The sequence below is a fragment of the Nonomuraea sp. NPDC003804 genome, from assembly GCF_040610675.1.
GTDB lineage: Bacteria > Actinomycetota > Actinomycetes > Streptosporangiales > Streptosporangiaceae > Nonomuraea.
Genome location: NZ_JBEXMT010000026.1, coordinates 132,972 through 150,530 on the forward strand (window position 1 = coordinate 132,972; position 17,559 = coordinate 150,530).

A 17,559-nucleotide genomic window follows, 5' to 3' on the forward strand; every position below is an offset into this window, starting at 1 on the left:
GAACAAGTCCAGGCCTATTTTTGGCCCTGTGAATTGATCACCAGGTGACAGGCAAGGACTCCAGGCGCCGGATCAGGAGATCCGACCGCCACGCCAGCAGTTCCTCCGGTACGGCGAGGCGCATGGACGGATGCTGCGTGAGGGAGGAGGCCATGACCCTCATCAGCATGCGCACCAGGGGGGGACCCATGCAGTGATGCGTACCGTGCCCGAAGGACAGATGCGGGTTGGTCGTGCGGTGGAAGTCGATCTCTCCGGGATCGGGGAACGCGGACGGATCGTGATTCCCCGCGGGAAGGGCGGGCAGGACCTGCTCTCCTGCCCGTACCAGGGTTCCTCCCACCTCGATGTCCTCCGTGGCGTAACGGGAGAAGGTGGCGTGGGAGGGGAACGGCGCGTAGCGCAGGAGTTCCTCGACCGCCTGAGGGATCAGTCCCGGATCGGCCTGCAGTTCCCGCAGGTGAACCGGCGAGGTGATCAGCAGGTAGGCGGCGTTCGTCAGTTGCGTCGTGACGTTGTCGATCGCCAGGAGGATGTCGTTGACCAGTTCCTTGATCTCCGGCTCGGTGAGTTGTTTCTCCCGATAGGCGGCGCCGGTGAGAGCGCTGACCAGATCGTTGCGAGGGCGGTTCCGCCGCTCGGCGATGAGACGGTCGGTGTAGTCGGAGATCTCTTCGACCCTGGCCGCCACGACGTCGGCGGGGAGCGCGGTGCTCGCGAACCCCTCGAACCAGTTCAGGAAGATCGACAGGTCCTGCTGGGGGATGCCGATGACGGGACACAGGATCTCCACGACCAGCGGCTTGATGTAGGCGTCGACCAGGTCGAGCGGAGGCGACTCGGCCAGAAGCACGGTCATGAATCTTCGGGAGTGTCGCTCCGCCAGCGCCTGGAGTGCATGGACGCGCTCGGTGTTGAACCCCAGTCCGCCGGCCACGGCTTTACGCAGTCGGGTCTGCTGGGGCGGGTCGGTGTTGAGGATGCTGTCCTGGAGGGGGAGGACGGTCAGGCGGGCCTCGTCGCCCCCGGGAGGGGGCGTTCGGACGAAACGTCGGTCGCGCAGCACGAAGCGGATGTCATGGAAGCGGGTCACCAGCCAGGCGTCGTCGCCGTAGGGCGGGCGGATCTTGACCAGCCCCGGCCGTTTGCGGCACCGCGCGTATTCCGGATGGACGTCGAGGCGGACGGGTTCCCCGAAAGGATAGTCGGCAGGTTCAGAAACAGTGTCCATATTCTCTCCGGTCTTGGAATCGTTCGTCGGCGACACGCGAGGGGCGGTATCCCGGCCCGTCGGCCGCTCATCGCTTCCGGAGCGTCGGCTCGGGACTCCCGAACGGGCTATACCCTTCTGAGGATCTGTGACCGACTGCCTGCGCCTTTCGTTGCACGTCGGCGGGATAATTGATTATCGGTTACGCACTCCGGCCCGGATCGAGCAAGTTTTCCATCCGTTTCCTGTACCGCCGCGGATATTAGCTTGACGGTATCGGGTCCCGGCCTGCGTGATCGTTTCCTGGAGCCCGCCACCGGCGGACCCGTATCGATGGTCGGCGTCCGATGCCGCGTCGGCGATGGATCTTCCTCTCCTTGGGTTTGACGACGTGCGCGGAGTGGGAGATACCAGGGGCGATGGCACCGGCTGTTCCACCGTGAGCACCGGGTTCGCCACTCCGGCCCATGGGTTCGTCGCCATTCTTGGGTGACTGCCGTTTTTCATGGACCTACGGTCACGGAATCAATTTCCGGTGAAAGTGGCTCCCTGGGCGCGCCGACCCGATGCAATACGCTGTCAAAACTTCACCTGCGTGACGGAGTGTCGCCGCCCGGGCCGGATCAGTCGATGGGCGATGATTCACATCGTTGTTCTCGGAAAAGGCTGTCATGTCAAGCCCTGAACGGATATGAGAAGCATCTCGCATGAGCATGGAAAGTGACCGGTTGATTTCGCGCGCACGCTCGGAGACCGAGGCGGCGTACAACGGAATCGCGGCCTTGGTGGACGCGGCCGCCGGACCTGATCGCCATTACGGTTTCTGGGCCGGATCGCACGACGGAGCCTCGATCGAGGAGGCCACCGAGCGGCTGACCGACCTCGTGGCGTCCAAGCTGCATGTGGGGCCCGGGTCTCATGTGCTGGACGTGGGCTGCGGAAACGGCCGCCCGGCGGTACGGATCGCACAGACTTCGGGGGCGCGGGTCACCGCGATCGACGTCGACCGGCAGGCACTGCGCAACGGTGCCGAGCACGCTCGATCGCGGCAGGTGGACGCTCTGGTGGAGTTCCGGCGGATCGACGCGTCGGACCTTCCGTTCCCTCCCGCTTCGTTCGACGCGGTGCTGGCGTTCGAGAGCACCCCGCATTTCGAGATCGCCCCGCTCTACCAGCGCATCTCCCGGGTCCTGCGCCCCGGAGGCCGCCTGGTGGTCGAGACCCCGTACGTTCGCACGCCGATGACCGAGGAGACCTGGCGGCGGATCGGCCCCTATCTGACCATGCTGAACGCGGTATCGCTCGACTCGCCCGAGCAGCACCTCTCGGCGGCGCGCGCGGCCGGAATGGCCGCCGTGGAGCTCGTCGACATCACCGACAACGTCCGCCACTCCTTCCCCCGCCTGGTGCGAGGGCTCCGGGAACACAGGACCGACCTGGAGGCTGTCGGCGGTACGGCCGAGGCTGACCGGCTGCTGGACACCTTCTCCGCGTGGGCGGACGCCACCGAGATCGGCGGCGTGATCATGACTTTCACCAGGATGGAGCTCTGATATGACGGACGTCACGGTCATCGGGACCGGAGTGATCGGTTCGGCGGTCGCGCGGGCCTGTGCGCGTTCCGGACTGGAGGTCTCGGTCTGGAACCGTACGCGCGAGCGGTCGGACGTGCTCGTCGAGGAGGGGATCCACTCCCACGCGACGGCGGCCGACGCTGTCGCGGCCTCACCGATCGTGCTGATGTGCCTGCTCAACTACGACATCACCCATCAGGTCATCGACGAGGCGGCTCCGAACTTCTCCGGCAGGCTCGTCGTCCAGAACGCCAGCGGCACCCCCGAGAACGTCACCCCGCTGCGCGGGCGGGTGGAGGCCGGGGGAGGGGCGTACATGGAGGCCGCGATCCTCAACTACCCCGACGCCATCGGGACCGAGGATTGCTTCACGGTCTACGGCGGGGCCGTCGAGGACTTCGAGCGGTTGAAGAGCGTGACGTCCGCGCTGGGCGGCAGGCAGGCCTATCTCGGCGCCGATCCCGCTTACGTGAAGGCGTACCACGTCGTCTCCAGCGCCTTCTACTACGCGTTCATCAACGGCTTCCTCGAATGCTCGGCCATCGCGGAGGCCATGGGCGTCCCGCTGGCGGATTTCGCCGAATCCGTGCCGCTCTACGACCCCGGTTTCCAGAACACGATCGAGGTCGGCCTCGACCTCATCGATCGCGGGGACTACACCTACGAACAGGCTCCGCTCACCTCCCACCTGGACGTTCTCGACAACCTGACCCGCATCGCGGAGCAGGCCGGGATCGACCGCTCCTATCTCGGCGTGATGCGCGAGCGCGTGCGCGAAGCGATGGACCGGGGCTACCGGCGCGAGCACATCGCGGTGCTCACCACGTGGTTCCGCGACCGCCGCGAATCGTCGGCCGGCCGAGTGCCCGTCGGCGGCGGGTGAGGCGGAAACATGCGCGGTATCGATCCGAGCGGTGAGAAGGTCGGCGCGCACCATCTCTTCGCGACATGGGCGCGGACCGTGCCCGACCGTGACGCCCTCGTCCACCGGGGCGGCCGGATGACCTACGCGGAGCTGGAGGAGCGCGCCACCATCCTGTCCGAGGAACTCGTCGCAGCGGGGGCGGGCGCGGGTGACGTGGTGGGCGTCCTCACGGAGCACTCCTACCTGCTGCCCGTCGTGGTACTGGCTGTCTGGAAGGCCGGTGCCGCCTATGTGCCCCTGCCTCCCGCACACCTGTCCAGGCGCACCGAACTGGTGCTGGCCGACACGGGTGCCCGGCTTGTCGTCTCCGAGCTCGACCCGCACAGCGTCCTGCCCGGGCGCGGTGTGCGAACCGTACGACCGGACGCACCCCGCCGTGCGGGAACAGGCGCCGCCGGGCGTAAGGATCCGGACGGCGGCGCCGCCGTACCTGATGGGGAAGACCTCGCCTACCTCCTCTACACCTCGGGATCGACGGGCGCCCCGAAGGGGGTGATGGTGGAGCACGGTGGCGTGACCAACCTGGCTGAGGGGCTGCGGGACCTGTTCGGCGACCTGGAGGGGGCCAGGGTCCTGCAGTTCGCGCCGTTCACGTTCGACGCCTGGGTGTGGGAGTTCTCCATGAGCCTGCTCAACGGGGGAACCTTGTGCGTCCCCTCGGCAAGGTCACCGCTGTGCGGCCCGGAGCTGAGCCGGGTCCTGCGCGAGTTCGGCGTCACCCACCTGTCCGGCGCGCCGTCGCTCCTGGCGACCTTGCCGGACGATGAGTCGATACCGGTCACCACCATGACGTCGGGCGGCGAACCACTGCCGGAGTTCCTGGTGGAGCGGTGGGGGAGGCGGTTGCGGGTGTTCAACGCCTACGGCCCGACGGAGGCGACCGTGTCCGCGACGGCGGGACGCTGCCTGCCGGGAGAGGGCAAGCCCTCCATCGGCCATCCGATGAGGGGAGTCGAGATCCACATCCTCGGCCCGGCGGGTGACCCCGTACCGGACGGTGAGACCGGTGAGTTGTGCGTCGCAGGACGCGGGGTGGCGCGGGGATACGCGAACCGGCCGGACCTGACCCGGGAGAAGTTCGTTCCCGACCCGTTCTCCGGTCGCGCCGGGGCACGTCTGTACCGGACAGGTGACCTGGCCCGGCGGCTGCCCGGAGGCGTCATCGACTTCATGGGGCGGATCGACGGGCAACTCAACATCCGGGGGTACCGCATCGAGCCGGGCGAGGTCGAAGCGGCGCTGATGTGCCATCCTCGCGTCACCGGGGCTGTGGTGACCGCGACCGGGGAGGCCGAAGCCGTCAGGCTCACCGCCCATGTGCAGCTCACGGCAGGGCTGCCGCTCTCCTCGGGAGAGTATCGGGACTTCCTGGCCGATCTCCTTCCGGCGTACATGATCCCGTCGGTCTTCGTCACGATGGACCGGCTTCCGTTGACGTCCCACGGCAAGGTCGACCGCGGTGCGCTGCCCCGCCCGGAGGTCCGGCCACGGACAGCGGGCGGGGACACGGTCCCCGCGTCGGTGCGCGAAAGGGAGCTGGCCGAGGTTGTGGGACGGCTCCTGCACCTGGACGACGTCGCTGTCGAGGAGAACTTCTTCGATCTCGGGGGCACCTCGGCCGATCTCGTCAAGCTCCAGGCCGACATCAAGAAGCGCTGGGGGGTGCTGGTGGCGATCGCCGACCTCATGGCGACTCACAACGTGCGGCTGCTGGCGGCGTTGCTCGACGAGCACGACGAGCACGACGGACACGGTGAAAGCAGGGCCGAGAGGCCCGCCGGGAGCAGGAGGAGACTGCACGACGGCGGGCGCCGGCTCGGGGAGCGTCTCGGAAAGGAGCAGACGAGGTGAGCCCGACGAGCACCCGTGGGCCGGAGACGGCGGAGCGTGATCCCGCGGGCACCGACATCGCCGTTGTCGGCATCGCCTGCAGGTACCCCGGCGCCCGCGGCCCCGCCGAGTACTGGCGGCTCATCCGCGACGGTGACCGGGGGATCCGCGAGCTCACCCGCGAGGAGCTCGCGGCAGGCGGCGCGGGTCGGGAGCGGATCGCCGATCCCGCCCTCGTCCCCGCGGCCGGAGTGCTGTGGGACGCCGAACGCTTCGACGCGGTCTTCTTCGGCTATCCGGCGCGCGAGGCAGCCCTCATCGACCCACAGCAGCGCATGTTCCTCGAAGAGGCGTGGCATGCCATGGAGGACGCCGGTCACACACCCGAGCGGTTCGCCGGCACCGTCGGAGTCTACGCGGGCCAGACACTCGGCACCCACCGCGCGAGGAACCACCAGACCTTCCTCGGTACGTCCGCGGACCTGCTCATGGCGGCCGACGACAAGGACTTCCTGCCCACCCGGGTTTCCTACAAGCTGGGCCTGACCGGGCCGAGCATCGCTGTGCAGACCGCCTGCTCCACGTCCCTGGTCGCGATCCATCTGGCCTGCCGGGCGCTCATCACCCATGACTGCGACATGGCTCTGGCCGGTGGGGTCTCCTGGACCCCTCTGCGCCGTCAGGGCTACCTTCATCAGGAAGGCGGCGTCTGGTCCGCCGACGGCCAGGTCCGCTCCTTCGACCGTGACGCCTCGGGCTTCGTCCCCGCCGACGGCCTCGGCATCGTGGTCCTGCGCAGGCTCGACGACGCGCTCGCCGACGGGGACCGCATCTACGCCGTGGTCAAGGGGAGCGCCGTCAACAATGACGGCTCGGACAAGCTCAGCTATGCGGCGCCGGGCGTGCGCGGCCAGCAGGCGGTGGTGGAGACGGCGCTCGCGGTCGCCGCGGTCCGCCCGGACACCGTCTCCTATGTCGAGGCCCACGGGACGGCCACCGCGATCGGAGACGCCGTGGAGGTCGCCGCGCTGACCCGGGCGTACCGGGCCGCCGCCGCGGTAGGCCGGGGGTACTGCCGGGTGGGTTCGGTGAAGTCCAACATCGGGCATACCGATGCGGCGGCCGGGGTGGCGGGTTTCATCAAGGTCGCGTTGATGCTGTACCACGGCCGGATCCCACCGAGCCCCGTCACGCCCCTGCGCCCCAACCCCGAGATCGACTTCGAGACGAGCCCGTTTCGCCCCGCGGTCGAGGCGGCGAACTGGCCGGAGACCGGCGCCCCGCGCAGGGCGGCCGTCAGCGCCTTCGGCATCGGAGGCACCAATGCCCACGCGATCCTCGAACAGCCACCGGCCCTCCCGGCCCGGCCACCCGCCGAGCCGTGGCAGCTCGTGGCCCTGTCGGCGCGTGACGACGCGGCCTTGGCCGAGCTGACCCGATCCTGCGCCGACGCGCTCCAGGACGCCTCCGACACCGAGTTCGCCGATCTCGCCTACACCCTGGCAGCCGGACGCCGCCACTTTCCCCACCGGTACGCGGGAGTCTTTCGCGACCCATCCGCCGCCGTGGCGGCCCCGCGGGAGTGGGCGACCGCAGGGCGGTTCTCACGCGCCTGGGCGACCCGAGACGACGTGGTGTTCATGTTCCCTGGAGGGGGGACGCAGTATCCCTCGATGGGGCGGGAGCTCTACCGCGACGAACCGGTCTTCCGCATGGCCGTGGACGAGTGCCTGGGCCTGCTGCCCGACCGTCCCACCGCCGAGCGGCTGCACGCCCTGTGGGCCGCGCCGGACGCGAGGAGCGCGGCCGAGGAGACCGACCCTTCACTGGCGCTACCGGCCGTGTTCATCATGGAGATCGCGCTGACCCGGCTCATCGGATCCTTCGGGGTCAGACCCGCCCTGCTGATCGGGCACAGCCTCGGGGAGTACACCGCGGCCTGCGTCGCCGGCGCGCTGTCGCTGCGCGACGCCCTCGCGATCGTGGCCAAACGCGGTGAGCTCCTGTCCCGGCTGCACGACGGTGCGATGCTCGCGGTCTCGGCCCCGGTACGGCAGGTCGAGCCGTTCCTCGGCAAAGAGGTCTGCCTGTCGGCGGTCAACGGGCCGGGAGCGTGCGTGCTGGCCGGCCGGTCCGCTCGGATCGCCGATGTCGGCCGGTCGCTGGACCGGCAGGGGATCGCCTGGCGCCTGCTCCCGCTCAGCACCGCCGCCCACTCCCACCTGGTCGATCCCGTCCTCGACGAGTTCCGCGACTTCCTGAACGGCATCGAACTGCACGCCCCGTCGGTGCCCGTGGTCTCCAACGTGACAGGGGATGACGAGGCCGATCTCAGTGACCCCGAGTACTGGGTCTCCCACCTGCGCCGGACGGTCCGGTTCGACGCGGGGCTCGATCACGTCCTGGCACGGGGTCCGAAGGTCCTCATCGAGGTGGGGCCCGGCACCACGCTGACCACGCTGGCCGGAACACGGGCTGGTCGGGACTCCGTCGTCATCAACACCACCCGCCATCCGCTGGACGAGCGCCCCGACAGAGAGGTCCTGCTGCGCGCGCTGGCCCGGTTGTGGGAGGCCGGAGTCGACGTCGACCTGCCCGCGCTCTGGCCGCAGCCGCGCCGAAGGCACCCCGCGGTGCCCTATCCATTCGCGTCCACCCTGCACCTGCCCGAACCGGCACACGCCCCGGAACCCGCGCCCGCTCTGCGCTCGTCTGAAGGGCTCTACGGGGTCACCTGGAAACGCGCCGTGGAAACGGATCCGGCGGATCCCGGGCCGGCCCCGGACGAGACGGGATGGATCCTGTTCTCCGATGTCTCGCCCCTCGCCGAGGCGATCACCGCCGAGCTGGAGGAACGGAGAGCGTCCGTCACCGTCGTCACCCCGGGACGAGAGTTCCGGTGCGGGTCCTCGCCCCGGGCCACGACCATCCCGCGGCACTCCGAACACTACGAGATCGACCCTCAGCGTCCTGAGCACTACGAACGGCTGCTGCAAGCGACCGAACAGGGACCGGATAGACCGCTGCGGATCATCAGCCTGTGGGGGGCGACGCTCCCCGCGGACGTGGGCGGGCCACTGAGCGAGATCGTCGGCCTGGCCCATGCGCTGGGCGGCCGACTCGGGAAGACGGATCTCTGCCTGGTCACGACAGGAGCCCTGGAGATCTCCGGAGGCGAGCTGCTCGATCCTCGGGCAGCTCTCACGATCGGAGCCGCCGGACCGCTCCGCTGCGAACTGACCGACGTGCCCGTCCGGCTCGTGGACGTGGAGGTGGACGACAGCGCAGACCACAGGCGACGGGCCAGGCAGATCCTCGGCGAGTTCTCCCGCCCTCCGCGGCAGGACCCCGTCGGTCTGCGGGCAGGCCACCGATGGCTGCGCGGATTCGAGGCGCTGGAGACACCGCCAGGAGCGGGTCCCTCGTTCCGCCCCGGCGGAACCTACGTGATCACCGGCGGGACGAGCGGGATCGGCCTGCGGCTGGCCGAACATCTGGCACGCCGCCATTCGGCGCGGCTCGCCCTCATCGGGCGGGGCACGCGTGACGCGTCTCCCGCAGGCGAGTCCGGTGTGGATGTGCGAGCACTGCTCGCGGGGCGTGAGAACGACATCCTGCTCCGCCACGCGGACGTCGCCGACCCGGCGGCCCTCGGCGAGATCCTGCGCGAAGTCCAGGTGAGGTTCGGCACGATCCACGGCGTGATCCACGCCGCCGGAGTGCCAGGCGGCGGCATGGCGCAGTTCCTGGACCGGGAGAGCATCGACGCCGCACTGCGGGCGAAGACCGTGGGAACCGCCACCCTGGTCTCCGCCCTCGCCGAGACAGGCGCGCGCCCCGAATTCATCCTGTTGTGCTCCTCGCTCGCGTCCTTCTCCGGCGCTCCCGGCCTGTCCTGCTACGGCGCGGCCAACGCCTTCCAGGACACCTTCGCCCTGCACGCGCGCCGCGACGGAACACCGATCCTGTCGGTCAACTGGGACCGCTGGAACGGCGTCGGGATGGCCCGCGACGTGGAACGCCACCATCACGCCCTCACCGGCGAGTCGCTGACCGGCGGGCTGAGCCCCGACGAAGGGATCGCGGCCTTCGAAAGGTGCCTGGCGGCCGTCGGCCTGGGACAGGTCATCGTGTCCTCCAGCCCTCCCGGAGCCGCCCACGTCCCCAGCCCGGAGTCCGTCACCGAGCCCCGGCCTGCGCGCTGGTCCGCTCCCGCCGTACCCGCGGCCGACACGTCCGGCCGGTCCGGCGACACCGGTGACTGGAATCCCCACGAGCTCGAACTCCTGACGGTGTGGCAGGAAGTGCTCGGTGCCGGCGCCATCGGCAGACATGACGACTTCTTCAGCCTGGGCGGACATTCGCTCAGCGCACTCCAAGTCGTCCAGCGCTGCAGGGAACGGTTCGGGGCGCGGCTTTCGGTGAAGGCGCTCTTCAGCGCCCCGACGATCGAGGGCTTGGCCAGAACGCTCGCCGAGGCCCCGGCGGCCGGCGACGACACGCCAGGCGAAGGGCGGCTCCTGATGGATCTCGAAGGAAGTGACGTCCCATGACCGAAACGATCCCGGGCGTCTCCCGGCTCTGGCTCCGCCGGCAGCGGACGCTCCCCGAGCCACGGCTGCGACTCGTCTGCCTGCCCCACGCCGGCGGAACCCCGGCCTTCTACCGGGGCTGGCAGGCCCGGATCCCCGCTGACGTCGAGTTCGTCGCCGTGTGCTACCCAGGCCGGCAGGACAGGTTCAACGAACATCCGATCACCCGCATGGACCTCCTGGTCGACCACATCTGCCAGGCACTGGCGCCCCTGGCCGACCGGCCTCTCGCCCTGTTCGGGCACAGCATGGGCGCCGTGGTCGCCTACGAGGTCGCCGTCCGGCTCATCACCCAGCAGGGCATCACTCCGCATGCGTTGCTGGTGTCCGCGCACATCGCGCCACCCGCGCACGGAGACGGCACCTGGAAGGTCCCGCTCAGTGATGACGAGCTCGCCGAGCAGGCGCGCTCCGCGGACCCGCTGCTACGGTACGCCCCCGAGCTGATGAGCGTGGTGATGCCCGCGCTACGGGCGGACCATGATCTCCTTCACGCCTATCGGCCCACGCGCTCGCCGCGGCTCACCATGCCGATCGTCGCCTACCGGGGGGCGGACGACGAGCAGGTGAGCCAGGAGGACATGCGCGCCTGGAGCCAGGTCACGGATGCCGGCGTCGAGTTCCGCACCTTCCCCGGAGGGCACTTCTACCTGCTGCAGGCGGAAGCGGACCTCGTCGCCGACATCGGTAACCGTCTCAGCTCGATTCCGGCAGCCCCTGAGGTCGGCCCGTTCGTGAAAGAGGTTCCACGCCCGTGACCCCGCCCCGCTCGACTGTCCCGATCTTCGTCCGCCGATCGAGCACCTGCCCGTTCGACCCGGCCGAAGAACTCGCCCGTCTCCGGGCCTCGGAACCGGTGACCCGCATCACCCTGTCCACCGGAGCGAGCGCCTGGATGGTCACCCGCTACACCGACGTGTTCCAGGTGATCTCCGACCAGGCTCGGTTCAGCTCCGAAGCCGCGATCGACGGCCCGATTCCCGTACCCATGCCGGAAGGAGGCTTCCCCCCACCGCGTCCGGGGTTCTTCTCGACGTACGGTCCACGCGAGCACGGCCGCGTCCGGCGGATGCTCAACGCCGAGTTCAGCGCGCGCCGGATGCGGGAGTTCCTCCCGCGGGTCGAGACCGTGGTCGACGACTGCCTGGACGCGATAGACCGGCTGGGACCTCCCGCCGACCTGGTCGCGGACTTCGCGCTCGCTGTCCCGTCACGGCTGTTCTTCGAACTCCTCGGGATCCCGGAATCGGACCGGCCCGGGCTCCTGTCGCACGTGGACATGTTGCTCGACTTCACCGCAGACCCGCAGGACCAGGCGGTCGCGTTCGGTGAGCTGGACACGTACATGAGCGGCTTCGTCGGGGAGTGCCGCCGTCGTACGGTTCCCGGGCTCGTCGGCAGACTGATCACCTCGCACGGAGCGGAGCTGTCCGACTCCGAGGTCGCCGGCATCGCCGCCCAGTTGCTGCTCGCGGGATACGCGACGACGTCCGGGACGATCGCTCTGGGCGTCCTGCTGCTGCTGTATCACCCCGACCAGGCCGCCGCGCTGCGTGACGGCTCCGCCGACACGGACCACGCCGTCGAGGAGTTGCTCCGCCACCTGTCGGTGGTGGCCTTCGGGAAGGTGTTCACCGCCGCCGAGGACACCACGGTCGGTGGCCAGAAGGTCAGGGCCGGAGAGTACGTCCTGTGCCACCTGCCGTCAGCCAATCGCGACAGGGACCTGGGCCCCGGATTGGACCGGTTCGACATCAGCCGCGAACCGCCGCCCCATCTCGCCTTCGGACACGGCCCTCGCCACTGTCTAGGAGCGGAACTGGCCAGGATGGAGATACGGATCGGCATCTCCCGCCTGCTACGCCGCTTCCCCGGCCTGCGTCTGGCCGTTCCGTTCGACGAACTGCGGTTCACCCCGATGAACGCGGCATACAGCGTCGAATCGCTTCCCGTGGCGTGGTAGCACCGCGCTTGAAACCAGCGGCCATCCGAACCGGACGGCGAGCGGAAACCCATGTGCGCCGGTCTCCGCGCGGCAGCGCGGCGACGGTCGCCTGTCGCTCTGTTGTGCCGGCGGCCTGCAGCGGACCCCTTTCAACGGATGGAGGAGAAATGTCGAGCGGATCGCTTCCCGAAACCGAAGACATCGCCGGCTCATACGAGTACCTGGCCGCCCTGACCGAGAAGGTCGGCGGACCCGACCTGCACTACGGGTACTGGTCGGGACCGGAGGACCGGTCCTCGATCGAGGAGGCCACCGAACGGCTGACCCGCGTGGTGATCGAAAGGCTGAAAGCCGTCGCCGGCGACCACGTGCTGGATGTCGGCTGCGGGAACGGGCGCCCCGCCGTGGCGGTAGCCGAGACCACCGGAGCGCGAGTGACGGCGATCGACGTCAACGAGCACGCCCTGGAACGTGGAAGGGCCTGGGCGCGTGAACGGGGCGTGGAATCGTCGGTGTCCTTCGAACGGTGCGACGCCCTGGCCACCCCGTACCCCGAAGCCTCGTTCGACGCGGTGCTGATTCTGGAGACGACACCACACTTCATGCCGGAACCGCTGTTCGCGGAGATCGCCCGGGTGCTGCGGCCCGGCGGACGGGTGGTGGTCGAGACCCCGTACCTGCGTACCCCCCTCACCGACGAGATGCGGTCACGGTTGGCGGCGTACTTCGACATGTTCCAGGTCCTGTCCATAGAACCCGAGGAGGCGTACACGAGGGCCCTGCGCGTGGCGGATCTCGAGATCGAGTCCACGGAAGACATCAGCGAACACACCGAACCCTTCTACGGCCGGATCCTTGAGAGATTCGACCGCCACCGTGACGAGCTGACGGCCGAATACGGAGTCGAGGCCGTGGAACGCGTCGAGAGCGCGATCGCCAACTGCGCCGCGATGTCCGGAATGGGAAGCATCCTCCTCACGGCGTTCAAGCCGGTCCTTCCCCCGTCGACCGGCTGAGCCGTTCGAACCTGTGGCAGGGCTGAGAGCGGGCTGTCCGCCGGCTTGGCCTGGTCATGGATGTGGGCCAGGGCCAGGCCGACATCGCGGCCCGTCGGGCCCCGCGGGGGGCCGACCCCGTCAGCGGCGGGGACGAGCCGCTCCACCCAGTCGGACAGCGCGTCCTGGCACGACAGCCCCGCTACGTCTGCGACTGATGCTGATCATCCATCTCAAACACGCCACCGGTGTGGCGGTCAGGCTGAGAGGGAGGACTCGGAGGTGGCGGGACTGCGATAGCCGGGGCTGCCGTGCGGCACCAGAATTCTGCAGCGGGAGGTTCAGCTTCTACGGGACATGGCGCTGAGTCGTCTGGGATCCAGCACCACGATGACACCGGGCTCGATGCGGATGGCGCCCGCCTCGGCGAGAACTCGTAGGGCGCGGTTGACCGTGACTCGCGACAGGCCGATCTCCTCGCCGAGTCCTTGTTGCGCCCCTGGCAGCGTGATCCGGCTCCCTTGTTCACGCATGGACTCGGCGACCCAATCTGCGATCTGGACGACCGGCCGCGGCGCGGCCCGGCGGACATGGGCCCGCCGGTCACGGTTCACCTGCCCTGACAGGTGGCGCAGTACGTGGTCGCGTAGCGTCGGCACTTCGTCGATGAGACCTCGAAGGAGGCTTACCGGCAGGAAGCGAACCCGGCAGGTGGCCGAGGCGGTCCAGGTGGCCGTGTGCGCTCCGCCGTCCAGCACCGCGGCTTTGTCGATCACGCAGGGCCCTGTCACCGTCGCGAATCGAACCCTCGAGCCGTGCCCGGTGTCGTAAGTGGCAGACAGGGTCCCCCGCTCAAGAATGACCAGATGCTGAGCCGGGTCACCGAAACGCGCGACAGTGGCGCCCGCGGGGACTTCCCGCGGCGGGCACTGTTCGGCGAGCCGCTCGAGGCGCGCATCCTTGAGCATTGAGAACAGAGGCACCGCCGCCAGTTTCCCCTTGTCCACATCTGGGAGAGTATCTCGCGATACAGACGCGCGGGCGAGGAGTCCGTACCGTTCCCCTCCATGATCTGCGTAGAACTGTCCTTCACCAATGACCGCGCGCGTCTGGCGGCGCGACCCGCTCATCGGGAACGGTTGCGCGCGCTGCACGAGCAGGGCGCTCTGCTTCTGGCCGGCCCTTGGGAGGACGGCTCGGGAGCGCTGCTGGTCTTCACCGTTGACCGTGCGCGGGTGGATCGGATCATGGCCGAGGACCCGTACTACACCACGGCGGGTGTCGACGTCGTCTCGCTGCGCGTGTGGTGTCCCATTCTGAAGCCTGAACATGGTTGAAAAGAACTGATCTGGCGATATCCGCAGATCTTCTGGCAATGCCGGTGGTTGTCATGGTGGCGGCTTTCGCTCAGGGAATCACAGGGTTCGGGTTCGCGCTGGTCGCTGCGCCCTTGCTGTCGCCTGGGCATAGCGGCTCCAGAGACGCGGTCAGCCCGCCGTACAGGCTGCCGCTGATCGCCCAGCCCGCCACGAAAGGCAGGAGCGGCGAGGCGCGCAGGGCAGGGAAGGCGCGTGTGATGCGCTCCATGGCCGGATCGTCGAGCAACTCGGAGGCGTAGCGGGCGGCGGGAAAGGGCTCGTCGAGGAACAGCGAGCCCAGGTGGGCGTGCGCTGGCATGGATGTGCTCGCGCTGTGTGTTTCCCCGTGGTGCGGGGGTCTCAGAGCTTGTACAGCTTGTTGAATGGCGTGGTGATTCGTTCCCGCCGTGATCCGAAATCGACGAACACGGCGATCTCGTCCTCGACGCCGACGACGACGCCAAGGCCATACCGATCGTGGGTCACTTGGTCGTTCAGGCTGAACCGCTCGGCAGGCGGAGCGGGGGGCGCGGGTTTGAAGGGACTTGTGGGCAGGTGACGACGGGGACCGCCGCTAGCTGGCTTCATCCCCTCCAGTATGCGCCTCCTGGGGAACCGCTCGCTATCCTGCGCTACAAGGTTGGGGATCTTCGTGAAGCCCCAGGGGTAAGGGCAAGGCGCGTACCAGGGACAATGGGAGCATGACCCGGGTCTCGCTCACCCCGCTGACCGTGGCCGACGCCGACGAGATGGTGGACGTCCTGAGCGGTGACGATCTCTACGCCTTCATCGGCGGTTCGGCCCCCACGCTGGACGGCCTGCGCGCCCTCTACACGCGGCAGGTCGTCGGCCGTTCTCCCGATGGGCAGGCGGAATGGCGCAACTGGATCATCCGCAGGGTAGCCGACGGACAGGCGGTCGGCCATGTACAGGCGACGATCACTGAACGGGGCCGCAGAGCCGAGATCGCCTGTGTGGTCGGCGTCGGCTGGCAACGGAGGGGATACGCTACCGAAGCCACCCAGACGATGATCGCCCTGCTCTTCGCCAGGGGCGTCGACCGCATCGTGGCGCACGTCCACCCTGGCAACGCCGCCTCCGCAGCCGTCGCCGTGCGGACAGGGCTCACGCCCACCGATCGGTTCGACGACGGCGAGCGACTGTGGGAGCGCAAGCGCGGCTGACCTGCGCGGTCACTGGTCGGCGACGAGCTTGCCGTCCGCCAGGAACTCTACGGCGCCGAGAGGATCATGACCCTAGCCGTGCAGACGCCCTCCGGTATGTTGCTGTCGGGGTTGTCCGAGCCGTCGTGGATGATCGTCAAGTTGATGCCCGTCATCGGACCTCGGCGGGCTTGACCTCGAAGGTCGGCCAGGCTACCGGTGGCAACTGTGTCAGCTGGATGACCTGCATGGATGGCATTATCGGCAAGCGCGGAGCCGATCGCGGGTCCAGCCGACGGCCGGGGCCGGCGGTGTTCAGCCAACCGGGCTCGATATCCCACATGATCACCGCATCCTGGAAATGCACTGATCAGACTGCCGTCCTGCGTCATTCATCGGCGGGCGACTTGGCGGCGGAGAGTATGCGCAGGGCCGCGAGCAGAGCGGCACGCTGCCGGTCGGACAGCGTCCCGAAGATCTCATCGGCCGCAAGCTCGTAGTCATGCAGCCATGCCTGCGCCCGTTCGTGTCCGAGGTCCGTGACGGCCAGCCGGGTGGCGCGTCCATCGAGCGGGTCGGTGCACCGCTCCAGGAGTCCCTCGCGGACGAGGGCGTCGACCAGCGTGGAGGCGGTGCCCTGGGTGATGCCGATCTGGTTGGCGAGCTGGGTGACCCGCTGCGGGCCGGACCGGATCAGCGCTACCAGCAGGTGAGCCCGGGGCATCGACAGATCGTGGCCGGCCAGCCTGCTGGTGAGCCGGCCGCCGAGCAGTTTTGCGGTGCGGCCGAACTCATCGGCCAGGTCGACGGCGCTCACCGGGTACGGCGGATCGCCGAGGTCGGCCGATCCGGCCTGCTCGCTGGACACGCCTCCCGCCCCCTCCCGTACATGTGAGCCAGGACTTGCTCATATTACATTGATGCCATTACATTGAAGTCAATGCATTGATCCCAATGCAACGAGTCCAGAGTCCCTCCTCGGGAGGACATGCCCGTTATGCCCCCTCTATCCGCCTTCGATTCCGGGCCGGACCCAACGTCCGCGTCCGCGGGGGATCGAGTGGACGCCGCTCCGGCGGTGGCCCTGGTCGAACTCCACGCTCGGCCCGAGGCCAGAACGTCCCTGCTCGACGAACTAGTGGTGATCAGCCGGCAATGGGCTCGCGAGCCGGACTGCCTCGGTACGGCAGTGTTGTGCGACCCCACCGACGATGCCCGCCTCCTGGTGCTGGAGACCTTCACCTCCGCACGGGCACTCGCCCTCCACCGCGAGCTGCCGGGCACCCGGGCGTTCGTCGACCGGATCCGGCACCATCTCACGGCCGCCCCGAGCGCAACGACCTGGGCCGTCGAATCGCAGCACCACCATGCCCGTCAACCGATCCAATCGCTTGGGAGCCCATCATGACCGCGGCGTCGCAGCCAGAAGAGATCAACATTCGCTGGGCCGAGGCCTTCAATGCCGGTGACCTCGCCTCGATGCTCGAGCTGTACGAGCCGGACGCGGTGCTGGTGCCCGGGCCGGACCAGGCTCCCATCACCGGACTGCCCGCCATCGAAGAGTCGCTGCGCCGGCTCCTCGGCCTGGGCGGGATGATCACCTTCAAGCCCCGCTATTGGGTACGGCACGGCGATCTGGCCATGGGCGGCATCGACTTCCACCTCGTCGGCGGAATCGATCCCAGCGCAGGCCCGGTCGAGCTGCGCGCCGGAACCGCCGAGGTCGCCCGCCGCCAGTCCGATGGCAGCTGGAAATACGTCTTCGATCACCCCTTCGCCGTGCTACCCAGCTGAGAACGGGATGCGGTCTCGGCCGCGCTCGGGCATGGCAGCATCGTGGTGACCTCCGACATCCACACCTCGGTGCTGCCAGAGGTGTATCACCGCTCAGCCCAGGCGATCGTGCGGCTGGTCCTGGGCAAGGCGCGCAGGACCGCCCGCAACCTCCGGAAGGCGGCGGCCTGACC

Annotated in this window: 17 protein-coding genes; 12 read left to right on the forward strand and 5 right to left on the reverse strand. The window is 68.8% G+C overall.

The annotated features are described in order from the left end of the window. Nucleotides 1-37: 37 nt before the first annotated feature. Nucleotides 38-1,231, reverse strand: coding sequence for a cytochrome P450 (locus tag ABZX22_RS31475; protein ID WP_354915893.1), 1,194 nt, complete (start codon nt 1,229-1,231; stop codon nt 38-40). A gap of 686 nt (nt 1,232-1,917) precedes the next feature. Here ABZX22_RS31475 and ABZX22_RS31480 point away from each other — a divergent pair. The 7 genes from ABZX22_RS31480 to ABZX22_RS31510 all read left to right on the forward strand — a co-directional run bounded on the left by ABZX22_RS31480 (nt 1,918) and on the right by ABZX22_RS31510 (nt 13,092). Then, the gene (locus ABZX22_RS31480; protein ID WP_354915896.1) at nt 1,918-2,763 is read left to right on the forward strand and encodes a class I SAM-dependent methyltransferase; all 846 of its coding nucleotides are present in this window, start codon (nt 1,918-1,920) and stop codon (nt 2,761-2,763) included. 1 nt (nt 2,764) lies between these two features. Next, a complete protein-coding gene (locus ABZX22_RS31485; protein WP_354915899.1) occupies nt 2,765-3,667 on the forward strand; it encodes an NAD(P)-binding domain-containing protein in 903 nt (300 codons plus the stop codon). A gap of 9 nt (nt 3,668-3,676) precedes the next feature. Further along, nucleotides 3,677-5,560, forward strand: coding sequence for a non-ribosomal peptide synthetase (locus ABZX22_RS31490; protein WP_354915902.1), 1,884 nt, complete (start codon nt 3,677-3,679; stop codon nt 5,558-5,560). Continuing rightward, complete coding sequence (locus ABZX22_RS31495; protein WP_354915905.1) at nt 5,557-10,092, forward strand: SDR family NAD(P)-dependent oxidoreductase; 4,536 nt, start codon at nt 5,557-5,559, stop codon at nt 10,090-10,092. Before ABZX22_RS31490 ends, ABZX22_RS31495 begins: the two co-directional genes overlap by 4 nt. Further along, nucleotides 10,089-10,889, forward strand: coding sequence for an alpha/beta fold hydrolase (locus tag ABZX22_RS31500; protein ID WP_354915908.1), 801 nt, complete (start codon nt 10,089-10,091; stop codon nt 10,887-10,889). Before ABZX22_RS31495 ends, ABZX22_RS31500 begins: the two co-directional genes overlap by 4 nt. Nucleotides 10,890-10,987: 98 nt before the next feature. Beyond that, on the forward strand, nt 10,988-12,094 hold the full coding sequence (locus ABZX22_RS31505) for a cytochrome P450 (protein ID WP_354915911.1): 1,107 nt from the start codon (nt 10,988-10,990) through the stop codon (nt 12,092-12,094). A gap of 53 nt (nt 12,095-12,147) precedes the next feature. Continuing rightward, on the forward strand, nt 12,148-13,092 hold the full coding sequence (locus ABZX22_RS31510) for a methyltransferase domain-containing protein (RefSeq protein ID WP_354915914.1): 945 nt from the start codon (nt 12,148-12,150) through the stop codon (nt 13,090-13,092). 320 nt (nt 13,093-13,412) lie between these two features. Here ABZX22_RS31510 and ABZX22_RS31515 read toward each other — a convergent pair whose 3' ends face one another. Continuing rightward, complete coding sequence (locus ABZX22_RS31515) at nt 13,413-14,078, reverse strand: Crp/Fnr family transcriptional regulator (protein ID WP_354915917.1); 666 nt, start codon at nt 14,076-14,078, stop codon at nt 13,413-13,415. Nucleotides 14,079-14,138: 60 nt separating this feature from the next. On the opposite strand from ABZX22_RS31515, the gene ABZX22_RS31520 reads away from it, so the two are divergent. Next, entirely contained in the window at nt 14,139-14,408 is a 270-nt protein-coding gene (locus tag ABZX22_RS31520) for a YciI family protein (RefSeq protein ID WP_354915919.1), read from the forward strand. A 70-nt stretch (nt 14,409-14,478) separates the two neighbouring features. Here ABZX22_RS31520 and ABZX22_RS31525 read toward each other — a convergent pair whose 3' ends face one another. Together ABZX22_RS31525 and ABZX22_RS31530 are read right to left on the reverse strand one after the other, a co-directional pair. Next, complete coding sequence (locus tag ABZX22_RS31525; RefSeq protein ID WP_354915922.1) at nt 14,479-14,748, reverse strand: hypothetical protein; 270 nt, start codon at nt 14,746-14,748, stop codon at nt 14,479-14,481. Nucleotides 14,749-14,789: 41 nt separating this feature from the next. Next, entirely contained in the window at nt 14,790-15,017 is a 228-nt protein-coding gene (locus tag ABZX22_RS31530; protein WP_354915924.1) for a hypothetical protein, read from the reverse strand. A gap of 113 nt (nt 15,018-15,130) precedes the next feature. Between ABZX22_RS31530 and ABZX22_RS31535 the strand changes: the two genes are divergently transcribed. After that, nucleotides 15,131-15,613, forward strand: coding sequence for a GNAT family N-acetyltransferase (locus ABZX22_RS31535; protein ID WP_354915927.1), 483 nt, complete (start codon nt 15,131-15,133; stop codon nt 15,611-15,613). 367 nt (nt 15,614-15,980) lie between these two features. On the opposite strand, the gene ABZX22_RS31540 is transcribed toward ABZX22_RS31535, so the two are convergent. Beyond that, a complete protein-coding gene (locus ABZX22_RS31540) occupies nt 15,981-16,460 on the reverse strand; it encodes a MarR family transcriptional regulator (RefSeq protein WP_354915930.1) in 480 nt (159 codons plus the stop codon). 192 nt (nt 16,461-16,652) lie between these two features. On the opposite strand from ABZX22_RS31540, the gene ABZX22_RS31545 reads away from it, so the two are divergent. From ABZX22_RS31545 to ABZX22_RS31555, 3 genes are read left to right on the forward strand one after another with little or no spacing between them, the layout of a single operon-like run. Then, nucleotides 16,653-17,000, forward strand: a complete 348-nt coding sequence (locus ABZX22_RS31545) for an antibiotic biosynthesis monooxygenase (protein WP_354915933.1) — start codon at nt 16,653-16,655, stop codon at nt 16,998-17,000. After that, nucleotides 16,997-17,386, forward strand: coding sequence for a nuclear transport factor 2 family protein (locus ABZX22_RS31550; RefSeq protein ID WP_354915935.1), 390 nt, complete (start codon nt 16,997-16,999; stop codon nt 17,384-17,386). Before ABZX22_RS31545 ends, ABZX22_RS31550 begins: the two co-directional genes overlap by 4 nt. 42 nt (nt 17,387-17,428) lie before the next feature. Further along, nucleotides 17,429-17,557: a hypothetical protein gene (locus ABZX22_RS31555; RefSeq protein WP_354915938.1), complete on the forward strand. Its 129-nt coding sequence runs from the start codon at nt 17,429-17,431 to the stop codon at nt 17,555-17,557. The last annotated feature ends 2 nt before the right edge of the window (nt 17,558-17,559 follow it).

What these genes read in the sequence shown, in the direction of transcription:
- ABZX22_RS31525 (WP_354915922.1), bottom strand. Translation starts at nt 14,748, where the DNA reads ATGCCAGCGCACGCCCACCTGGGCTCGCTGTTCCTCGACGAGCCCTTT.
- ABZX22_RS31520 (WP_354915919.1), top strand. Translation starts at nt 14,139, where the DNA reads ATGATCTGCGTAGAACTGTCCTTCACCAATGACCGCGCGCGTCTGGCG.
- ABZX22_RS31490 (WP_354915902.1), top strand. Translation starts at nt 3,677, where the DNA reads ATGCGCGGTATCGATCCGAGCGGTGAGAAGGTCGGCGCGCACCATCTC.
- ABZX22_RS31530 (WP_354915924.1), bottom strand. Translation starts at nt 15,017, where the DNA reads ATGAAGCCAGCTAGCGGCGGTCCCCGTCGTCACCTGCCCACAAGTCCC.
- ABZX22_RS31550 (WP_354915935.1), top strand. Translation starts at nt 16,997, where the DNA reads ATGACCGCGGCGTCGCAGCCAGAAGAGATCAACATTCGCTGGGCCGAG.
- ABZX22_RS31480 (WP_354915896.1), top strand. Translation starts at nt 1,918, where the DNA reads ATGAGCATGGAAAGTGACCGGTTGATTTCGCGCGCACGCTCGGAGACC.
- ABZX22_RS31500 (WP_354915908.1), top strand. Translation starts at nt 10,089, where the DNA reads ATGACCGAAACGATCCCGGGCGTCTCCCGGCTCTGGCTCCGCCGGCAG.
- ABZX22_RS31535 (WP_354915927.1), top strand. Translation starts at nt 15,131, where the DNA reads ATGACCCGGGTCTCGCTCACCCCGCTGACCGTGGCCGACGCCGACGAG.
- ABZX22_RS31485 (WP_354915899.1), top strand. Translation starts at nt 2,765, where the DNA reads ATGACGGACGTCACGGTCATCGGGACCGGAGTGATCGGTTCGGCGGTC.
- ABZX22_RS31475 (WP_354915893.1), bottom strand. Translation starts at nt 1,231, where the DNA reads ATGGACACTGTTTCTGAACCTGCCGACTATCCTTTCGGGGAACCCGTC.